The 17,504-nt window shown below is 71.9% G+C and carries 15 protein-coding genes; 7 read left to right on the plus strand and 8 right to left on the minus strand.

The features are described from left to right. Positions 1-39: 39 nt before the first annotated feature. Positions 40-1,368 (minus strand): Gfo/Idh/MocA family protein, encoded by a 1,329-nt coding sequence (locus ACN28F_RS12800; protein ID WP_289208191.1) that lies wholly within the window; start codon positions 1,366-1,368, stop codon positions 40-42. 278 nt (positions 1,369-1,646) lie between these two features. Here ACN28F_RS12800 and ACN28F_RS12805 point away from each other — a divergent pair, with 278 nt between their 5' ends. The 5 genes from ACN28F_RS12805 to ACN28F_RS12825 all read left to right on the plus strand — a co-directional run bounded on the left by ACN28F_RS12805 (position 1,647) and on the right by ACN28F_RS12825 (position 6,631). Then, positions 1,647-2,681: a LacI family DNA-binding transcriptional regulator gene (locus ACN28F_RS12805; RefSeq protein ID WP_289208192.1), complete on the plus strand. Its 1,035-nt coding sequence runs from the start codon at positions 1,647-1,649 to the stop codon at positions 2,679-2,681. A gap of 18 nt (positions 2,682-2,699) precedes the next feature. Next, on the plus strand, positions 2,700-4,049 hold the full coding sequence (locus ACN28F_RS12810; RefSeq protein WP_289208193.1) for an ABC transporter substrate-binding protein: 1,350 nt from the start codon (positions 2,700-2,702) through the stop codon (positions 4,047-4,049). A gap of 88 nt (positions 4,050-4,137) precedes the next feature. Continuing rightward, positions 4,138-5,127 (plus strand): carbohydrate ABC transporter permease, encoded by a 990-nt coding sequence (locus ACN28F_RS12815; protein ID WP_421357900.1) that lies wholly within the window; start codon positions 4,138-4,140, stop codon positions 5,125-5,127. Continuing rightward, positions 5,127-5,999 carry a carbohydrate ABC transporter permease gene (locus ACN28F_RS12820; RefSeq protein WP_289208195.1) on the plus strand — a complete coding sequence of 291 codons (873 nt, stop codon included), beginning with the start codon at positions 5,127-5,129 and terminating at the stop codon, positions 5,997-5,999. Before ACN28F_RS12815 ends, ACN28F_RS12820 begins: the two co-directional genes overlap by 1 nt. A gap of 5 nt (positions 6,000-6,004) precedes the next feature. Continuing rightward, positions 6,005-6,631 (plus strand): hypothetical protein, encoded by a 627-nt coding sequence (locus tag ACN28F_RS12825; protein ID WP_289208196.1) that lies wholly within the window; start codon positions 6,005-6,007, stop codon positions 6,629-6,631. A 39-nt stretch (positions 6,632-6,670) separates the two neighbouring features. On the opposite strand, the gene ACN28F_RS12830 is transcribed toward ACN28F_RS12825, so the two are convergent. The 3 genes from ACN28F_RS12830 to cysS all read right to left on the minus strand — a co-directional run bounded on the left by ACN28F_RS12830 (position 6,671) and on the right by cysS (position 11,928). Then, positions 6,671-9,265 (minus strand): Hsp70 family protein, encoded by a 2,595-nt coding sequence (locus ACN28F_RS12830; protein WP_421357902.1) that lies wholly within the window; start codon positions 9,263-9,265, stop codon positions 6,671-6,673. Between the two features lie 105 nt (positions 9,266-9,370). After that, positions 9,371-10,486 carry a 23S rRNA (guanosine(2251)-2'-O)-methyltransferase RlmB gene (gene rlmB, locus ACN28F_RS12835; RefSeq protein ID WP_289208198.1) on the minus strand — a complete coding sequence of 372 codons (1,116 nt, stop codon included), beginning with the start codon at positions 10,484-10,486 and terminating at the stop codon, positions 9,371-9,373. Then, entirely contained in the window at positions 10,486-11,928 is a 1,443-nt protein-coding gene (cysS, locus tag ACN28F_RS12840; protein ID WP_421357904.1) for a cysteine--tRNA ligase, read from the minus strand. The genes rlmB and cysS overlap by 1 nt, the downstream gene beginning before the upstream one ends. A gap of 42 nt (positions 11,929-11,970) precedes the next feature. On the opposite strand from cysS, the gene ACN28F_RS12845 reads away from it, so the two are divergent. Then, positions 11,971-12,621 carry a helix-turn-helix domain-containing protein gene (locus ACN28F_RS12845; protein WP_289208200.1) on the plus strand — a complete coding sequence of 217 codons (651 nt, stop codon included), beginning with the start codon at positions 11,971-11,973 and terminating at the stop codon, positions 12,619-12,621. A 57-nt stretch (positions 12,622-12,678) separates the two neighbouring features. Here the strand turns inward: ACN28F_RS12845 and ACN28F_RS12850 are convergent, their stop codons facing one another. From ACN28F_RS12850 to ACN28F_RS12865, 4 genes are all read right to left on the minus strand, one after another. Then, complete coding sequence (locus ACN28F_RS12850) at positions 12,679-13,359, minus strand: HAD family hydrolase (RefSeq protein WP_289208201.1); 681 nt, start codon at positions 13,357-13,359, stop codon at positions 12,679-12,681. Between the two features lie 19 nt (positions 13,360-13,378). Next, complete coding sequence (locus ACN28F_RS12855) at positions 13,379-14,797, minus strand: class II fumarate hydratase (protein ID WP_289208202.1); 1,419 nt, start codon at positions 14,795-14,797, stop codon at positions 13,379-13,381. Between the two features lie 196 nt (positions 14,798-14,993). Then, positions 14,994-15,431, minus strand: coding sequence for a hypothetical protein (locus ACN28F_RS12860; RefSeq protein ID WP_421357906.1), 438 nt, complete (start codon positions 15,429-15,431; stop codon positions 14,994-14,996). Positions 15,432-15,555: 124 nt separating this feature from the next. Further along, positions 15,556-15,924 carry a hypothetical protein gene (locus tag ACN28F_RS12865; protein WP_289208204.1) on the minus strand — a complete coding sequence of 123 codons (369 nt, stop codon included), beginning with the start codon at positions 15,922-15,924 and terminating at the stop codon, positions 15,556-15,558. Between ACN28F_RS12865 and ACN28F_RS12870 the strand changes: the two genes are divergently transcribed. Continuing rightward, positions 15,902-17,503: an RHS repeat-associated core domain-containing protein gene (locus ACN28F_RS12870; RefSeq protein ID WP_421357907.1), complete on the plus strand. Its 1,602-nt coding sequence runs from the start codon at positions 15,902-15,904 to the stop codon at positions 17,501-17,503. The two genes, ACN28F_RS12865 and ACN28F_RS12870, sit on opposite strands and share 23 nt — an antisense overlap. Position 17,504 lies beyond the last annotated feature (1 nt).

Here is a 17,504-nt window from a genome sequence, read left to right on the forward strand (position 1 = left end):
AGGCTCCTCGCGGTCAGGCAGGGTCGGGAAGGTCGCCGGTCAGTCGACGGTGAGCAGGTCGGCGACCCGCACCGGTTGGCCGGTCTCGAAGGACCGGTTCGCGGCCAGGCCGGTGAGCAGGGCGAGCGCGCCGTCGCGGGCGGTGGCACCCCGGCCCATCGGGTCGGTCGCGCCGCCGAAGAGCACGGCGGTCATCTTGGCGTCGGCCCCGCCGTGGCCGGTCCGGGTGTAGCCGGCGACCGGCACCTGCCGGGGCTGCTCCCAGAACGGCCGGACAGTGATCTTGGCCCAGCCCTCCTCGACCGCCGCCTGGACGCCGTGCAACGCGGCACCCTTGAGTTCACCGGCGGCGTACGGGCTGACGAAGTCGCTCTCCACCACCTCCAGCTCGAGCCGACCCCGGCTGCCATTGAACATCACCCGGTAGCCCTCCCAGGGGGCGTACGCGGTGAGGTGGTACGTCATCGTGGCCCCGGTGGAGTAGGTGGCCAGCACCGACATGTCGTCCTCGATGGTCACTCCGGGGGCGAAGACGTTCTGGTCACGGTGGTAGCCGTCCTCGGCCTCGGCTTCCAGGTAGAGCGCCCGCAGCCGGGGGTGGGCGGCCAGTTGCAGGGCGAACGGGTCACCGGCGGCGGCGACCTCGCCGTGCGCCCGGTCGTAGTCGCGGGCGTAGCCGTGGCGGCGGCCGGACTCGCCGTAGAAGAACAGCCGGCCGGCCGCGTAGACCTGCACCGGGGCCGCGTCCAGCCACCAGTTGACCAGGTCGAAGTGGTGGCTTGCCTTGTGCACCATCAGCCCGCCGGAGTTGGCCTTGTCGCGGTGCCAGCGGCGGAAGTAGTCGGCACCGTGGCGCACGTCGAGCAGCCATTCGAAGTGCACCGAGCCGACCTCGCCGATCTCGCCGTCGGCGAGGACCTGGCGGACCCGTTCGTGCAACGGGTTGTAGCGGTAGTTGAAGGCGACCTGCACGCTGCGCCCGGTCTGTGCGACCGCGTCGAGGATCCGCTGGCAGCGGGGCACGTCGACGGTCATCGGCTTCTCGGTGATCACGTCGCAGCCGGCGTGCAGGGCGGCGACGATGTACTCGTCGTGCACCCGGTCGACGGTGGTGACCAGTGCGACGTCGACCCGTTCCTTGCCGAGCATGGTGACGAATTCGCTGGCCGGGTACGTCGCGACGGCGTCGCGGCCGAGCTCCTCCAGCCAGGCGTTGTGCGCGTCCATCCGGGCCTGGTTGCTGTCGGCGAAGGCGACGAGCTCGGCGGTGTCGCGGTGGTCGAGCACCAGGGCGCGGACGAACATCTCGGCGCGGGCGCCGGTGCCGACGAGCGCGTAGCGCAGCCGCCGATCGGGTTCTGGGGACATCGCTGCTCCGCCTCCGGTTGGCTGCAAAGGTTTGCAGCCGAAGTTGCCACGAGACCAACACTCTCGTCAATGCCCGCTCGGCAACCGGTCCGATTCATCCGCTAACGCGAGGTTATGAACACTCCGCAGGACCGTCGCCGCAACAAATACGCAATCGAAGACCGTTGACACCTGAGCAACCGTTTGCATTAATTGGCGGACCACGTGACCCCAGCCACACACCGGTCACCGTCCGCGCCCGCCGGGCCGGTGCACCGCTTCGACCCCAAGGACCGCGCGTGCCAGCCACCATTCGAGACGTCGCCCGGGCCTGCGGAGTGCACATCTCCACCGTGTCCCGCACGTTCTCGGCCCCGCACCTGGTCAACCCGGAGACCCGCAGCCGGGTGCTGGCCTGTGCGGAACACCTCGGCTACCGCCCCAACCGGGCGGCCCGCGCGCTGATCACCGGCCGTACGCACAACATCGGGCTGATCGTCGCCGACATCGCCAACCCGTTCTTCCCACCGCTGATCAAGGCGGCGGAGAGCCAGGCCCGGCACCGCGACTACCACATCTTCGTCACCGACACCAACGAGGACCCGGCGGTCGAGGAGGAGCTGGTCCACGCCCTCGCCAAGCAGGTCGACGGGGTGCTGCTGTGCAGCCCCCGGATGAGCAACAGCCTGATCGAGCAGCTCAGCCGGGACGTACCGCTGGTGGTGATCAACCGGCAGGTGACCGGCCTGCCGAACGTGGTGATCGACGTCGGCCAGGGCGCCCGGCTCGCCGTGGAGCACCTGATCGGCCTCGGCCACCGCCGGATCGCCCTGCTCGGCGGCCCGCGCGGCTCATGGACCAACCGGGAGATCCGCCGCTCCGCGACCGCCGCGGTCCGCTCGACCGATGTCACGTTGACCGTGCTCGGCCCCAACCCGCCCACCGAGGGCGGCGGCATCGCCGCGGCGGACCAGGTCCGCCGCGCCGACGTCACCGCCGTCCTGGCCTACAACGACCTGATGGCGATCGGCCTGATCGAAGGGCTCGACGCACACGGGATCGCGGTGCCCCGCGACATCAGCGTGGTCGGCATCGACGACATCGCGCTGAGCCGGCTCACCCGGCCCAAACTGACGACGGTGGCCACACCCAACGCGGCCGCCGGCCGGGCGGCCGTCGACATGCTGCTCCAGCATGGCGACGACCGTCGCACCACCGCCCAGGTAACGCTCCAGACCGAGTTGGTCATCCGCGACTCGACGGGCCCGGAACCGCACCGCCATGCGGACCCGGGCGACGCGGCTGCCGCCGCGCCGGCCGATGTCGCCTCCTAACCCCAAGGAGTGAGCGCAATGCACCCCGCTACATCACCGACGGCAAACACGCCTGCCACGCGTGCTCACCGTACCCCCTTTGGTCGACGCCGCCTGCTGCGCGGCATCGCCGCCACGGCCGTCGTGCCGCTGGTCCTCGGCGTCGCCGCCTGCGGCGACGACGAGGCATCGACCGACCCCGACGCCCCGGTCACCATCGAGTTCTTCTGGTGGGGCGGCGAGGCCCGCGCGGAACTCACCGAACAGGCCCTCGACCTGTACGAGGAGAAGAACCCGAACGTCACCATCAACCCGACCTGGCAGGCGTTCACCGGCTACTACGACAAGCTGGCCACCATCTCCGCCGGCGGCAACGCCCCGGACATCTTCCAGATCGACGACAACGGCCTGGCCGAGTACGCCGGCCGCAACGTCACCCTGGACCTGACGCCGTTCGTGGAATCGGGCGACATCGACCTGAGCAACCACCCGGAGAGCCTGACCCAGTACGGGCAGATCGACGGCAAGCAGGTCGCGGTCGCCGCCGGCGAGAACACCCCGGCCCTGGTCTACGACAAGACCAAGATCGCCGAGTACGGGATGGAAGAGCCGCAGACCGGTTGGACGTACGACGAGTTCATCGCCTGGGCGGCCGAGCTGAGCACGAAGGCCGGCGGCGACTACTGGGGCGCGATGGACCCCAGCGCCGACTACAAGGCGCTCTGGCTCTGGCTGCGCTCGCAGGGCAAGGAGTTCTACGACGGGCCGAAGCTGGCCTTCACCGAGGCCGACCTGGTCGCCTGGTTCGAGATGTGGGTCGACGCGCGGGCCAAGGGCGCCACCCCGCCGGCCGACATCGTGCACGAGGCCGTCGGCGGCGGGGTCGCCGACCAGCTGGTGGTGACCGGCAAGGGAGCCACCTCGTTCATGTGGTCCAACCAGCTCGCCGAGCTGGGCAAGTCGACCACCAACGAGCTGGGCATCGTCGCGTACCCCGGCGACCCGAAGGGCCAGTGGGCGCGGGCGTCGCTGTACTGGGCGGGCTCCCGGGCGACCGACCACCCGGAGGTCGTCGCGGACGTCATCGACTTCCTGGCCAACGACCCGGAGGCGGCCGCCATCCTCGGCGTCGACCGGGGCCTGCCATCCAACCTGGACAACCGGGAGACCGTGCAGGCCGGCCTGGACGACCCGTACATGACCGCCACCGTCGCGTTCGAGAACGAGCTGATCCCGCAGATGGGCCCGGCACCCGCGCCGCCACCGCAGGGCCACGGCCCGCTGCGCTCCACCCTGGTCACCGTCGCCGAGAGCGTCACCTACGGCCAGGCCAGCCCGGCTGACGCCGCCGCCGAGTTCTTCCGACAGGCGCAAGCCACCCTGAAGTAGTCCGGGCCGGACCGGCGCACGGTCGTGGTGCCCACGGTGGACTCGCCGTGGGCACCACGACCCTTGACACCCAGAAAGGACCCCGATCGTGGCCATGACCACGAAACCCGCCCCGGCCACGAGCACTACTCCCCCGGCCCGCACCGTCAAGCGGCGCGGCAGCGCCCCGGGCGCCAGCCGCCGGCACGGCGAAGGGCTGGCCGGGTACGTCTTCCTCTCCCCGTGGCTGCTGGGGCTGATGGCGATCACCGCCTTCCCCATGCTGTTCTCGCTCTACCTGAGCTTCACCAACTACGACATCCTGTCGTCCTGGGAGTTCGTCGAATGGGTGGGCTTCGAGAACTACTGGGACCTGTTCGTCAACGACCAGACGTTCCGCCACTCGGTGTGGGTCACGCTGCTCTTCGCGTTCGTCGCCGTACCGCTGAAGTTGGCCGCCGCCCTCGGCGTCGCGCTGCTGCTCAACCGTGAGGTCCGCGGCGTCGGGCTGTTCCGCAGCCTGTTCTACCTGCCGTCGCTGCTCGGCGGCAGCGTCGCGCTGGCGCTGATCTGGCGGGCCATGTTCAGCGGCGACGGCGCGTTCAACGACTTCCTCGCCCTGTTCGGCATCACCGGCCGGCCCTGGGTCAACGACCCGGCGTGGGCGCTGGAGACCCTGATGGTGCTGGCCATCTGGCAGTTCGGCGCCCCGATGGTGATCTTCCTGGCCGGGCTCAAGCAGGTGCCGACCGAGCTGTACGAGGCGGCCTCGGTCGACGGTGCCGGCAAGGTCCGGCAGTTCTTCAACGTGACCCTGCCGATGCTCTCCCCGGTGATCTTCTTCAACCTGGTGCTGGAGACCATCAACGGGTTCCAGGGATTCACCGCCGCCTTCGTGATCAGCAACGGCACCGGTGGCCCGGTCGACTCGACCATGCTCTACACGCTGTACCTCTACGAGAAGGGCTTCACCGAGTTCCAGATGGGGTACGCGTCCGCGCTGGCCTGGGTCTTCCTGATCGCGATCGGCCTGATCACGGTGCTGTTCTTCAGCACCGGGCGGTTCTGGGTGCACTACTCGGACGGAGACAACGACTGATGACATCCCAGGCTGCTCCGTACACCCGACGCCGGGCCGGCACCGGCGTGCGCACCGTCGCCCGGGTGGCGATCCTGGTCGCCATCCTCGTCGTGGTCCTCTACCCGCTGATCTGGGTGGTCGGCTCGTCGCTGAAGTCGCCGACCGAGGTGGCCAGCAACCTGTCGGTCATCCCGCAGGACCCGACCTGGGCCAACTACCCGGACGGCTGGAACTACCTGCGCAACATCTCGTTCGGCCGGTTCTTCTGGAACAGCACGGTGATCGCCAGCGCCACGGTGGTCGCCAACGCGGTCTCCTGCCTGCTGGCGGCGTACGCCTTCGCGCGGCTGCGGTTCCGGGCCCGCAAGGTCTGGTTCGCAATCATGATCGGTACGTTGCTGCTGCCCAGCCACGTGCTGATCGTGCCGCAGTACATTATGTTCAACACGTTCGGCTGGATCGACACCCCACTGCCGTTGATCGTGCCGAAGCTGCTGGCCACCGAGGCGTTCTTCGTCTTCCTGATGGTCCAGTTCATGCGGGGCATCCCCCGTGACCTCGACGACGCCGCCAAGATCGACGGCTGCTCGCCGTTCGGGGTGTTCCGGTACGTCATCGTGCCGCTGGCCCGTCCGGCGCTGGTCACCACGGCGATCTTCTCGTTCATCTGGACCTGGAACGACTTCCTCACCCAGCTGATCTACCTGCCGAGTGTGGAAAGCTACACGGTGCCGATCGGGCTGCGACTGTTCATCGACTCCACCGGGCAGACCTCGCTCGGCCCGATGTTCGCCATGTCCGTGCTCTCCCTGCTGCCGGTCTTCCTTTTCTTCCTGGCGTTCCAGAAAATGCTGGTGCAGGGCATCAACACCAGCGGACTCAAGGGGTGACCACCGTGTCGCGACCCGACTGGCCGGACACCCCGGCCCCGGCTCGGGCCGACTGGCGCGACACCCTGCGGGCCGCCACCGACCTGGCGCTGCTGGGCATCGTCGCCGCGCTCGCCGCGGCCGCCGTGCTGACGGCGGGCGCGGCGGTCGCCACCGCCAGCACCGCCATCCACCGGTGGACGGTCGACGGCCACTGGCCGAGCCTGCGGGAGCTGGCCGGCGGCTTCTGGCGGGCACTGCTGCCCGGAGCCGCCGCCACCGCCGTGGCGGCCGTCGCGATCGGCGTACTCGGCGGCAACGCGGTGCTGATCTCCGCCGGGGTGGTGCCCGGCGGCACTGTCATGCTGGTCGGCACCCTGGTGCTGGCCGCGCTCGTCGCCGGCTTCGCCGGCCTCGTCGTGGTCGAGGTCGGGATCGGGGTCGGCCGGGCCGGTGCCGGCTGGCGAGCGGCGGTACGCCGTACCTGGCGGCTCGCCGAACGACGGCCGCTGGCGGTCCTGGCCGCCGCCGGGGTGGTCAGCCTGGCCGCCCTGCTCAGCGCCCTGACCATCCCGGTATTGGCACCGATCCTGCTCGGCTACACCCTGCACGGCCTGCACGCCGTGCGCCGCCGCCTCGACCCGCAGCAGTAGAACGTCACGCCGGGATCAGTCGGCGGCTCAGGCAGCGGCTCAGGCGGCGACGAAGCGGTGCGTCACGAACCCGTCGTCGGTCGGGCAGACGATCACCGACCGGTCCCAGGAACAGGCTGCGGCCACCACGTCGCCGAGCACCCCGAGTTCGAGCAGATCGGCCGGGGCCGACACCGGCACGCCGGCCACGCTCACATCGTCGGCGTAACTGCTCGGGTTCTCCCGGAACCACAGCAGGTTCGCCGCGTCGACGCGGACCGCGACACCGTCGCGGCGCAGCACCTCCGTGCCTGACGCGTCGAGCAGCAACGACAGGTGATCGGTGGCGCTGCGGCGCAGCAGTACGTGCTCGCCGACCGGCACGACGACGTCGAACTCGGCCGCGTCGACCCGCCACCGTTGCGCCCGCTCGTCCAGGTCGATCACCACCAGCTCGTTGGTGTCGGCGCTGAACCCGGTCGACTCCAGCAGACAGACCAGCACCCCACCGCAGGGCACCATGGACTGCAGCCGCCGCTGATCGTCCGCCGGGGTGTAGAGGTTGACCGCCTCACCGGTGGTCGACAGGTCGTACGCGGCCAGCCGGTAGCCGCTGCCGGACGCGGCGATCAGCAGCCAGCCGGCGTACACCATCGCCGTGTCGGCCGGCGCGGCCACGTTGGGCCGCTCACCGAGCAGTTCGCCGCTGGCCGCGTCGAACACCCGTACCTGCCGGGTCGCGGTGATCTGCGCCAACCGCCGGTCGTCGCCGTGGTCCGGTGCGGTGGACAGCCCGTCGAACCCGGCCGGCCCGGTCAGGTCGACAGCGCTGACCGCCGGATACACCGCCGTGTCGGTGTCGCCGTACTGGTCGGCCGGGTTGGCGTGCGACCAGCGTTCGGTTCCGTCGGCCAGGTCCAGCCCGACCAGCTGGGCACCGGCCACGTCCGACCAGACGAGGACGTCGTCGAAGACGAAAAGCTGGTCGTCGCCGGTGATCGCGAAGTCCCACCGTTGCCGGCCGTCGTCGGAATCGAGCACCGCGACCGGCCGGGGCTCGCTGCTCAACCCGTCGGCGACGGCGATCAGCGCGTCCGGGGTGGCCCGCAGGCCCGCCCACCGGTCGGACCGCACCGTCGTGGCGACGTCCCACCGTTTCTCGCCGGTGGCCGGATCGATGGCGACGACCCCGAGGCGGCCGTCGTCGCGGAGGTAGCCGCCGTACGCCCGCCCGGCGACGAGCTGGGTGAAGTCGGCGTCGGCGTCCTCGCCGACGAGGATCGCTTCACCGACCGGGGTGAAGGCCCGGAACTCGATCGGCCGGGCCGGATCCCGCAGCAGGTAGACCACGGTGGCGGCGACCACGGCGACCAGGGCCAGCGAGGCCGCGCCGACCAGCCACGGCAGCCGCTTCGACCGCGCCGCCCGCCCCGTGGCTACGCCGACCGGCGGCACCGCGGCCGCGCCGGGTGCGGTCGGCGGCACGAAATTGGGCGCGGCCGGGGACACCGGGCCAGGCGCGGGCGGCGGCGCAGCCGGGGCCGGGCCGGGTGAAGCCGGCGACGCGACCGCAGCCAGCTCCGCGAGGGCGCCTTCGGCGACCGGCAACTCCGGCTGCTCCAGTACGGTCGGTGCGATCCCCAGCTCGCTGTGCAGCAGCCGGGCCACCAGCGGCACCCGCGACGAGCCGCCGACCAGGAACAGTCCGGCGAGCTGGTCGCGGCCGAGCCCACAGCCGTCGATCACCCGCGCCGCCTCCAGCACACCCCGGCGGATCAGCGGGGTGGCGACCCGCTCCAACTCGTCGCGGGTCAGGTGCACCGCCCGGTCCACCCCCGGTACGGCGACCGGCGCCGACGACGACCGGGACAGCATCTCCTTGGCACCCCGTACGTCGTCCCAGAACTGCCGCCGGTTGCGCCACTGCGCCGGCGTCGCCGGTGCCGCCAACTGGCGACCCACCTGCGGATCCAGTACGCCGCCGAGGTGTTCGACAAGCGCCGCGTCCAGATCGAGGCCGCCGAGTTCGGCCAGGCCGCCCGAGCCGATCACGACGAACCGGGCCCGGCCGGCCGGGTCCACCCCCTCGTTGCGGACCACGGCGACGTCCAGGGTTCCGCCGCCGAAGTCGAACACGGCCAGCGCCTGCCCGACGGGCACCGGTCGGCGCAGCACGTCGGCGAAGTAGCGGGCCGCCGCGACCGGCTCCGGCACCAGCCGGGTCCCGGCCGACGGCCAGCCGGCGCGGGCCACCGCGTGGGCCAGAACGTCGCGACGGCGGGCACCCCAGGTGGCCGGGTACGTCAACGCCGCCGGCGGCAGGAACCCGACGGCCTCCACCGCCGCCCGGGCGACCGCGCCGAGGACGGCGGCGAGCAGGTCGACGGTGGGCACCTCCCGGTCGCCGAGCAGCACCGTCGGCTCGTCGACCCGGCGTTTCGGGTTCGGCTCGTACCGGGCCGGGTCCGCCTGGGCGAGGCGCTGCGCGTCCCGGCCGACGTACAGCCGGTCGCCGAGGAACACCCCGGACGGCAGCAGCGGCGCGCCGTCGAACAGCAGCGGGCGGGTCCGACCGTCCGGCCAGCGCAGCACCGCCACGGTGTGCGAGGTGCCCAGGTCGACGCCGAGGGCGAAGCCCCCGTCCTGCCCTGTCATCCGCTGACCTCCGCTGCCGGCGGGACCGTCCCGCCCCCGGCATGCTACGGGTGGCTGACCCGGTGATCAGCGATCGGCCGGTCAGCCGACAGCACGGCGGCGAGGTCAGCCGACAGCGCGGCGGCGGGCCACTTCGGCGAGGGTGACGGCGGCGGCGACACTGGCGTTGAGCGATTCGACGTCGGAGTGCATCGGGATGCGTACCCGCAGATCGCAGGTCTCGCCGACGAGCCGCGACAGGCCGCGACCCTCCGAGCCGACCACCACGACCAGCGGGCCGACGGCGGCCTCCAGGTCGTACAGGTCGGTCTCGCCGTCGGCGTCCAGGCCGACCACGACGAACCCCTCCGCCTGGCACTTCTTCACCGCGCGGGTCAGGTTGACGACCTGGCTGACCGGCATCCGGGCGGCCGCGCCGGCGCTGGTCCGCCACGCCGTCGCGGTGATCCCGGCGGCCCGCCGCTCCGGCACGAACACGCCGTGCGCGCCGAACGCCGCCGCCGAGCGGACCACCGCGCCGAGGTTACGCGGATCGGTCACCCCGTCCAGCGCCACCAGCAACGGCTCCGGCTGCTCGGCCGCCGCCGCGACCAGATCCTCGAACGGCTCGTACGCGTACGCCGGCACCTGCAGCCCGACGCCCTGGTGCAGCACGCCGCCGGTCATCCGGTCCAGCTCGGCCCGGCTGATCTCCAGGATCGCGATGCCCCGGTCACCGGCGGCCCGCACCAGCTCGGTCACCCGCTCGTCGACGTCGATGCCCTGGGCGATGTAGAGCGCCGTGCCCGGTACGTTGGCCCGCAGCGCCTCGACCACCGGGTTCCGCCCGACCAGCAGCTCCGGGGCGTCCTTCGGCGGGTGCGACTTGCGCCCCGGGGAGACCCTCGGCCCGGACCGGCCACCGCCACGGGTCAGCTTGCCGCTGACCGGGCCGCCCCGGCTGCGGCCGCCGCCGCCCCAGGTGGTGTCCTTCGTGCCCGGTACGCCGACCTTCGGTGCCCGGCCCTCGGCGGCCGCCGCCCGGCGCTCCTTCTCCTGCTTCCAGGCGGTCTTGTTCGGCAGCTTCTCGGTGCCGGAGTAGCCCTTGTGCCAGGGGCGTTCGTCGGCGGGCAGGGTCCGGCCCTTGCCGGACAGGCTGGAGCGGTTCTTGCCGCCGGAGCCCTGGGTGGTGCCCTTCTTGGAGGTGACCCGCCGGCCACGTCGTTGCGAGTTGCCGGGCATCAGGTCTGCTCTCCAATGGTCCATCGGGGTCCGTGCGGGGTGTCCTCGACCGCGATCCCGGCCTGCTTGAGCTGGTCACGCACCGCGTCGGCGGCGGCCCAGTCGCGCCGGGCGCGGGCCTGCGCCCGCTGGTCGAGGGCGAGGGCGATCAGCGCGTCGACGGCGCCGCGCAGTTCGTCGCGGGGGGCGGTGTCGCCCCACGCCGGGTCGAGCGGGTCCAGGCCGAGCACGCCCACCATGGCACGGACCCGGCCGAGGCTGGCCCGGACCGCGTCGTCAGCACCGCCGTCGGCATCGGAGCTCGCGCCCGCGCCGGCGAGCAGGTTGTTGCCGTCGCGGATCTCGTCGTGCAGCACCGCGAACGCCGCCGACGTGTTCAGGTCGTCGTCCATCGCGGCGGCGAACGCCGCCGGCACGTCGGTGGCGGCGACCGCGCCGACCCGTTCCACCGCCCGCTGCACGAACCCTTCGACCCGCCGGTACGCCGTGGCGCTCTCCCGCAGCGCGTCGTCGGAGTAGTCGATGCGGGACCGGTAGTGCGCGGCGGTCAGGTAGTAGCGCAACTCGGCCGGGCGTACCCCGAGCTCGGCGACGTGGCCGAGGTCGATGACGTTGCCCAGCGACTTGCTCATCTTCGACGCACCCAGGTTGAGCAGCCCGTGGTGCACCCAGTAGCGGGCGAACGGCAGCCCGGCCGCCTTCGACTGGGCGATCTCGTTCTCGTGGTGCGGGAAGGTCAGGTCCAGCCCGCCGCCGTGGATGTCGAACTCGGCACCCAGGTAGCGCCAGCCCATCGCCGAGCACTCGATGTGCCAGCCGGGCCGGCCCGGACCCCACGGCGACGGCCACGAAGCGTCGGCGGGCTCGTCCGGCTTGACGCCCTTCCACAGGGCGAAGTCACGCGGGTCGCGTTTGGCCCGCCCGACGCAGTCCTCGGCCGGCTGCATCGCGTCGAGGCGCTGCCCGGACAGGGCGCCGTAGTCGGCGTACGAGGCGACGTCGAAGTAGACGTCGCCGCTGCCGTCGCCGGCCGGGTAGGCGTGGCCGCGCTCGATCAGCAGCTCGATCAGCTGGTGCATCTCCGGCACGTGCCCGGTGGCGCGCGGCTCGTACGTCGGCGGCAGCACGTTCAGCGACCGGTACGCGGCGGCCAGCACCAGTTCGTTGGCGTACGCGATCGACCAGAACGGCTGACCGGCGGCGGCCGCCTTCTCCAGCACCTTGTCGTCGATGTCGGTGATGTTGCGGATGAAGGTGACCCGCAGCCCACGGTGGGTCAGCCAGCGGCGCAGCACGTCGTAGTTGACGCCGGAGCGAAGGTGACCGATGTGCGGGGCGGACTGGACGGTGAGCCCACACAGGTAGATCGAGACCTCGCCGGGCTGGCGGGGCACGAAGTCCCGCACGGACCGGGTCGCGGTGTCGTACAAGCGGAGCGTCACGCTACGAGGGTACCGACTGGCCCACGTCCGTACGCTGTCGGAGTGGACGCGCGAGGGGCGGAGACGGCGCAGACCCTGGACCGGGGGCTGCGGCTGCTGCGGCTGGTCGCCGAAGCGCCCGGCGGGGTCAGCGTCACCGAGGCCGCCGGGCAGCTCGGGGTCGGCCGGGCCGCCGTCTACCGGCTGGCCACCACGCTGGCCGCGCACGGCATGCTGCGCCGGGACACCGCCGGCCGGCTGCGGCTGGGTGCCGGGCTGCTGCAGCTGGCCCGCCGGGCGCAGCCGCTGCTGGCCGACGCCGCGCTGCCGGCGCTGCGCAGGCTCGCCGAGTCCGCCGGGGCCACCGCCCATCTGACCGTCGCCGAGGGCGTCGAGGCGGTGGCGCTCGCCGTCGTCGAACCCAGCTGGACGGCGTTCCACGTGGCGTACCGGACCGGGTCGCGGCATCCGGTGGATCGCGGGGCCGCCGGGCGGGCGATCCTGGCCGGCCGCGACGGTACGCCCGGACCGGTGACCAGCAGCGGCGAGCTGCAACCCGGCGCGTACGGGGTGGCCGCCCCGGTGCTCGGGGTGCCCGGCCTGGAGGCCAGCGTCGGCGTGGTGGCGATGGGCACCATGGACGTGTCGGCGATCGGCGCACAGGTGCAGGCGACCGCCGAGGCCGTCGCCCGGCTGCTGGCCGGCGACGCGTGAGCCGCACGCCGACGCGCAGCGGGTCGGCGCGCGAATGGCGGCTCAGAACAGGTCGGCTCAGAACAGGTCGGCGAGGGCGTCGGGCAGCTGTGCCAGGGTGGTGACCTGGGCGTCCGGGCACACCTGCGGCGGGCAGGACTCGCCGCGCCGGTTCAGCCAGATCGCCCGCAGCCCGGCCGCCTGCGGGCCGACCACGTCGTGCGCGATCGAGTCGCCGACGTAGACCACCCGGTCGGCACGGGTGGCCCCGGCGGCGGCCAGTACGGCACCGTAGAACCGCTGGTCGGGCTTTTTCGGCAGGCCATCGACGTGCGCGTACACCTCGAAGGCGAACTGGCCGCGCAGGCCGCACCGGTCGGCGCGGCTGTTGCCGTTGGTGGCCAGGCCGACGGCGTACCGGCGGCGCAGCTGGCTCAGGGCGGGCAGCGTGTCGGCGTACGGTCGGCTGAGCTCGAACCGGCGGGCGAAGAAGATGTCGGTGATCCGGTCCAGTTCGTGCGGCAGACCGACCCGGGCGACGGAACGGGCCAGGGCGGCCCGGCGGATCGACATCACCGGCGCGGACGGATCGGCGGCGAACGCGAGATCCCAGTCCTCGGCCATGTCGTCGAGGGTCAGGTCGGCGGCGCGGGGGGTCAGCTGGCGCAGCTCGGCGAGGACGGTCCGCAGCGCGCCGGTGACCGCAGGCCGCAGGTCGACGAGGGTCTCGTCGACGTCGAACACCACGGTGGTAATCACCCCACCAGGGTATGCCTGCTCAACTGGGGCGGGTCATCCGCAGAACGTCCAGCGCCTCGTCCAGCTCGGCGGCGGTCAGCGTGCCGGCGTCGACGTGGCCGCGTTCCAGGACGACCGCGCGGATCGACTTGTTCTCGGCGAGGGCCTGCTTGGCGATCGAGGCGGCCTCGTCGTAGCCGAGGTGCCGGTTGAGCGGGGTGACGATCGACGGCGACCCTTCGGCGTACGCCAGGCAGGTCTCCGGGTTGGCGGCCAGCTCGACCACGCAGCGCTGGGCGAGCAGCCGGCTGGCGGCGGCGAGCAGCCGGACCGCTTCGAGCAGGTTGCTGCCCATCACCGGCAGCATCACGTTCAGCTCGAAGTCGCCCTGGCTGCCGGCGAACGCGATCGTCGCGTCGTTGCCGATCACCTGGGCGCAGACCTGGCGTACCGACTCGCAGACCACCGGGTTGACCTTGCCCGGCATGATCGACGACCCTGGCTGCAGGTCGGGGATGCGCAGTTCGCCGAGGCCGGCGCGGGGGCCGGAACCCATCCACCGGATGTCGTTGGCGATCTTGTAGAGGCCGACGGCGATGGTCCGCAGCTGCCCGGACGTCTCCACCAGAGCGTCGCGGGCACCCTGTGCCTCGAAGTGGTTACGGGCCTCGGTCAGCGGCAGCCCGGTCGTTTCGGCCAGCTTGGCGATGACGGCGGCGGCGAACCCGGGTGGGGTGTTCACCCCGGTGCCGACGGCGGTGCCGCCGAGCGGCAGTTCGGCCAGCCGGGGCAGGATCGACCGGAGGCGTTCCTGGCCGTAGCGGACCTGCGCGGCGTAGCCGGAGAACTCCTGGCCGAGGGTGACCGGGGTGGCGTCCATCAGGTGGGTACGGCCGGCCTTGACCACGGTGGCGAACTCGTCGACCTTGCCTTCCAGCGCGGTCGCCAGCTCGTCCAGGGCCGGGATCAGCTCGTGCACCACCTGGTGCGAGGCGGCCAGGTGGATCGAGGTCGGGAAGACGTCGTTGCTCGACTGCGAGGCGTTGACATGGTCGTTGGGGTGCACCGGCCGGTCGAGTTCACGGGCGGCGAGGGTGGCCAGGACCTCGTTGGTGTTCATGTTCGACGAGGTGCCCGAACCGGTCTGGAACACGTCGACCGGGAACTGGTCGTCGTAGCCGCCGGAGGCGACGTGCGCGGCGGCGGTGACGATCGCCTCGGCGATGCCGGCCGGGATCACCCCCAGGTCGGCGTTGACCTGCGCGGCGGCACCCTTGATCTGGGCGAGCGCGCGGATCTGGGCGGATTCGAGCGTACGGCCGGAGACCGGGAAGTTGTGCACCGCGCGCTGGGTCTGCGCCCGCCACAGCGCGTCGGCCGGCACCCGCACCTCGCCCATGGTGTCGCGTTCGATCCGGTAGCCCTCGTCGCTGATGCCCTCGTCCGTCACCCTTCCCATCCTGCCCGCAGTGGCGGCACTGCGCAGACGATGTGGCCGAGGCCACCGAGGTGCCGCGCCACCTGGACCCGGGGTTGTCGCGCTCCCTGCCCGGGACCACTGTCGCGCACCAACAGTATTCCTCTGAGGAATAATTATTCCTCAGAGGAATACTGTTGAACGCGAATACATGCTTCAGGCCCGGCCGGGTCAGCCGTCACTCCCGGGTGGTGGCGTCGCTGGTCGAGCCGCCGGCCGGCGTACCCATGCCGCCGCTGGTCGCGTCACCGGTCGTCGTCGGTGCCACCTTGCCCCGGCCCCGGCCCTTCTTCCCACGGCCAGGATCCCGGCCCCGGCCGGGGCCGGCAGCGCGGCGGGTACTGGCCGGCCCGGCGGTGCCTCCGGTGGTGGTCAAGCCGCCGCCCGAGCGGGTTGGGCCGCCGTCGCGCAGCACCTCGGCCGGGATCGGCACGTCGGCCGGGTCGTCGAGGTCACGCTGCTTCACCTCGCGGACCGGGTCCGTCGGCGGCGCGACCACGTCGTCCAGGATCTCCTGGCGGTACGCCGACCGCTGCTCCAGCTCGTCGACGAACGCCTGCCCGTGATCACGCTCGGAGTCCCGGTCCTGCCCCGCGTTGTCGCTACGTCGCCCCATGTCGTCGCCCTCCCGTCCTGGAGGCGGGGGTGCCCCGATCGGCAGCCACGAAACCTACGCGGGCCGCGGCATCGCTCTGTGGGAGCGTCAGAGCGCCGGCCTGGAACGGCTGACGCGCGCGACCTTAGGCAGATACGAACCGGGTGCGCTGGCGGAGCACAGCCAGGGCGGCGGCCGGATCGGCCAGTCGGGCGGCGAGGGTGGCCATCGCGAGCCGGGCCGGCAGGGCGGTGCTGAACTTGAGCCCTTCCAGGGCCTTCTCGTCGACGTCGGGCAGACAGATTCGTTCGGTGGCGTCTGCGGTGAGTGACCGCCAGTCGGCGGGGGTCAGGTCGGCGCGCAACCGGATCTGGCAGTCGTCGAAGCGCTGCACCGGGTCGACCACCTCGCTGAGGGTGGCGGCGAGGGTGGCGTTGGCCCGGTATCCGGCCCAGGTCCACCAGCGCAGGTCGCCGGAGCGGTCGCGCAGAATGACGTTGCCGCCGGGGTGCACGAGCGAGGAGCGCTCGTCGCGTACGCGGTGCAGGCGGTCGACCGCGCGGCCGACCGCCTACGTCTACGCCTACGCCTACGCCTACGATGACCGGCCGACCGGGCAGACCGTCGACGGCGTCGCCACCGCCATCTCCTACGACGCGAACGGCTCCCTGGCCAGCCAGACCGGACCGGCCGGCACCCGCGAATTCGACTACGGCCTCGACGCCAACCTGCGCGCCGTCGAGCTGGAGGACAGCCAGACGATCGGGTACGGCTACGACGAGGCCGGCAACCGCGTCAACCGCACGGTCGACGCGGTCCTGGACGCCAGTTGGAGTTGGGACACCCTCGGCCTGCCGACCCGTCTCGACGAACGCGACGGCACCGACACCCTGACCCATCAGTGGTGGACAGACCCACTGACCGACCTGGGCGGTGCCCTCGCCGACACCGCCGCCGGCACCCCGGCCTGGCTACTCGGCGACCATCAGGGCAGCATCACCGGCGTCGCTGACGCGACTACCCTGACCGGCAGCGGCGACCTCGACCCGTATGGAAGCCCGACCGGTGCGGACACCGGCGACTACGCCGACAACCCGCTGCGCTTCCACGGCCAGTACCTCGACCACACCACCGGCCTGTACGACGTCCGAGCCCGCGACTACGACGCCGCCACCGGTCGTTTCACGTCCCCGGACCCGGCTACCGCCGCAGCGGGAACCGCCTTCACCCAGACCTACCACTACGGCTACAACCGGCCGACCGTCCTGACCGACCCGACCGGACAATGCCCGATCATCTGCACCGCCATCATCGGCGGGGTAGCCGGGGCCGCCGTCGGTGGCATCGACTGCTGGCTCAGCGGCGACGACCGCAACACCTGCCTCACGAAGATCGCCGTCGGCGCGGCGGCCGGCGCGCTCACCGGCGCCACTCTCGGCGCCGGCGGCAGCGCAGCCGCCGGCCTGTATGGCGGGGTCAGCACCGGGACCCAGATCGCCGGGGGCATCGTGGCCGGCGGTGCCGGCAGCGTCCTTTACGGATCCGGGGTAGCCGCCGCCACCGGGCAGCCCTACAGCTACGGCAATGCCGCCAACGACTTCCTCTGGGGCGCCGCCGGCTCCGCTGGTGGCGTCGCAGCCGGTACGGTAGCCCAACGAGCCGCCGCCCGCACCGCAGGGTTCCAAGCCGCCAACTGCCCGGCACCGAACAGCGTGGGTGCGGTTGGTCGGCCATACATAGGCAGGACCGCCAACGAGCTAATCGACGTAAATATTAAAGATCCCGCAGCTCAAGCTCTGGCGGTTCGCATCCACGGTCGAGCCTCCGTGAGGTTTTCGGGCGACCCTAAGGGGCGGGAGTTTGACGCGGTGAGCCACCTCTACGTAGCACAGTCCAAGCCAGCAAATTACCAAATCGGCAGCAGCTTCCGCCGCCAGGCACAGGCAACGTTCGAGATGGCGATTCAGACCGGACGACGTCCGTACTTTCATTTTGAGGGACCACCGATGCCAGAGGTGACCCGCAAGCTCCAGGAGTATGGTGTGCGATACGGGATACAGCCCGTGATCGACACTAGGCGACTCGGAGGATGAC

The organism is Solwaraspora sp. WMMA2101, from assembly GCF_049179175.1.
In the GTDB taxonomy this organism is placed as follows: Bacteria; Actinomycetota; Actinomycetes; order Mycobacteriales; family Micromonosporaceae; genus Micromonospora_E.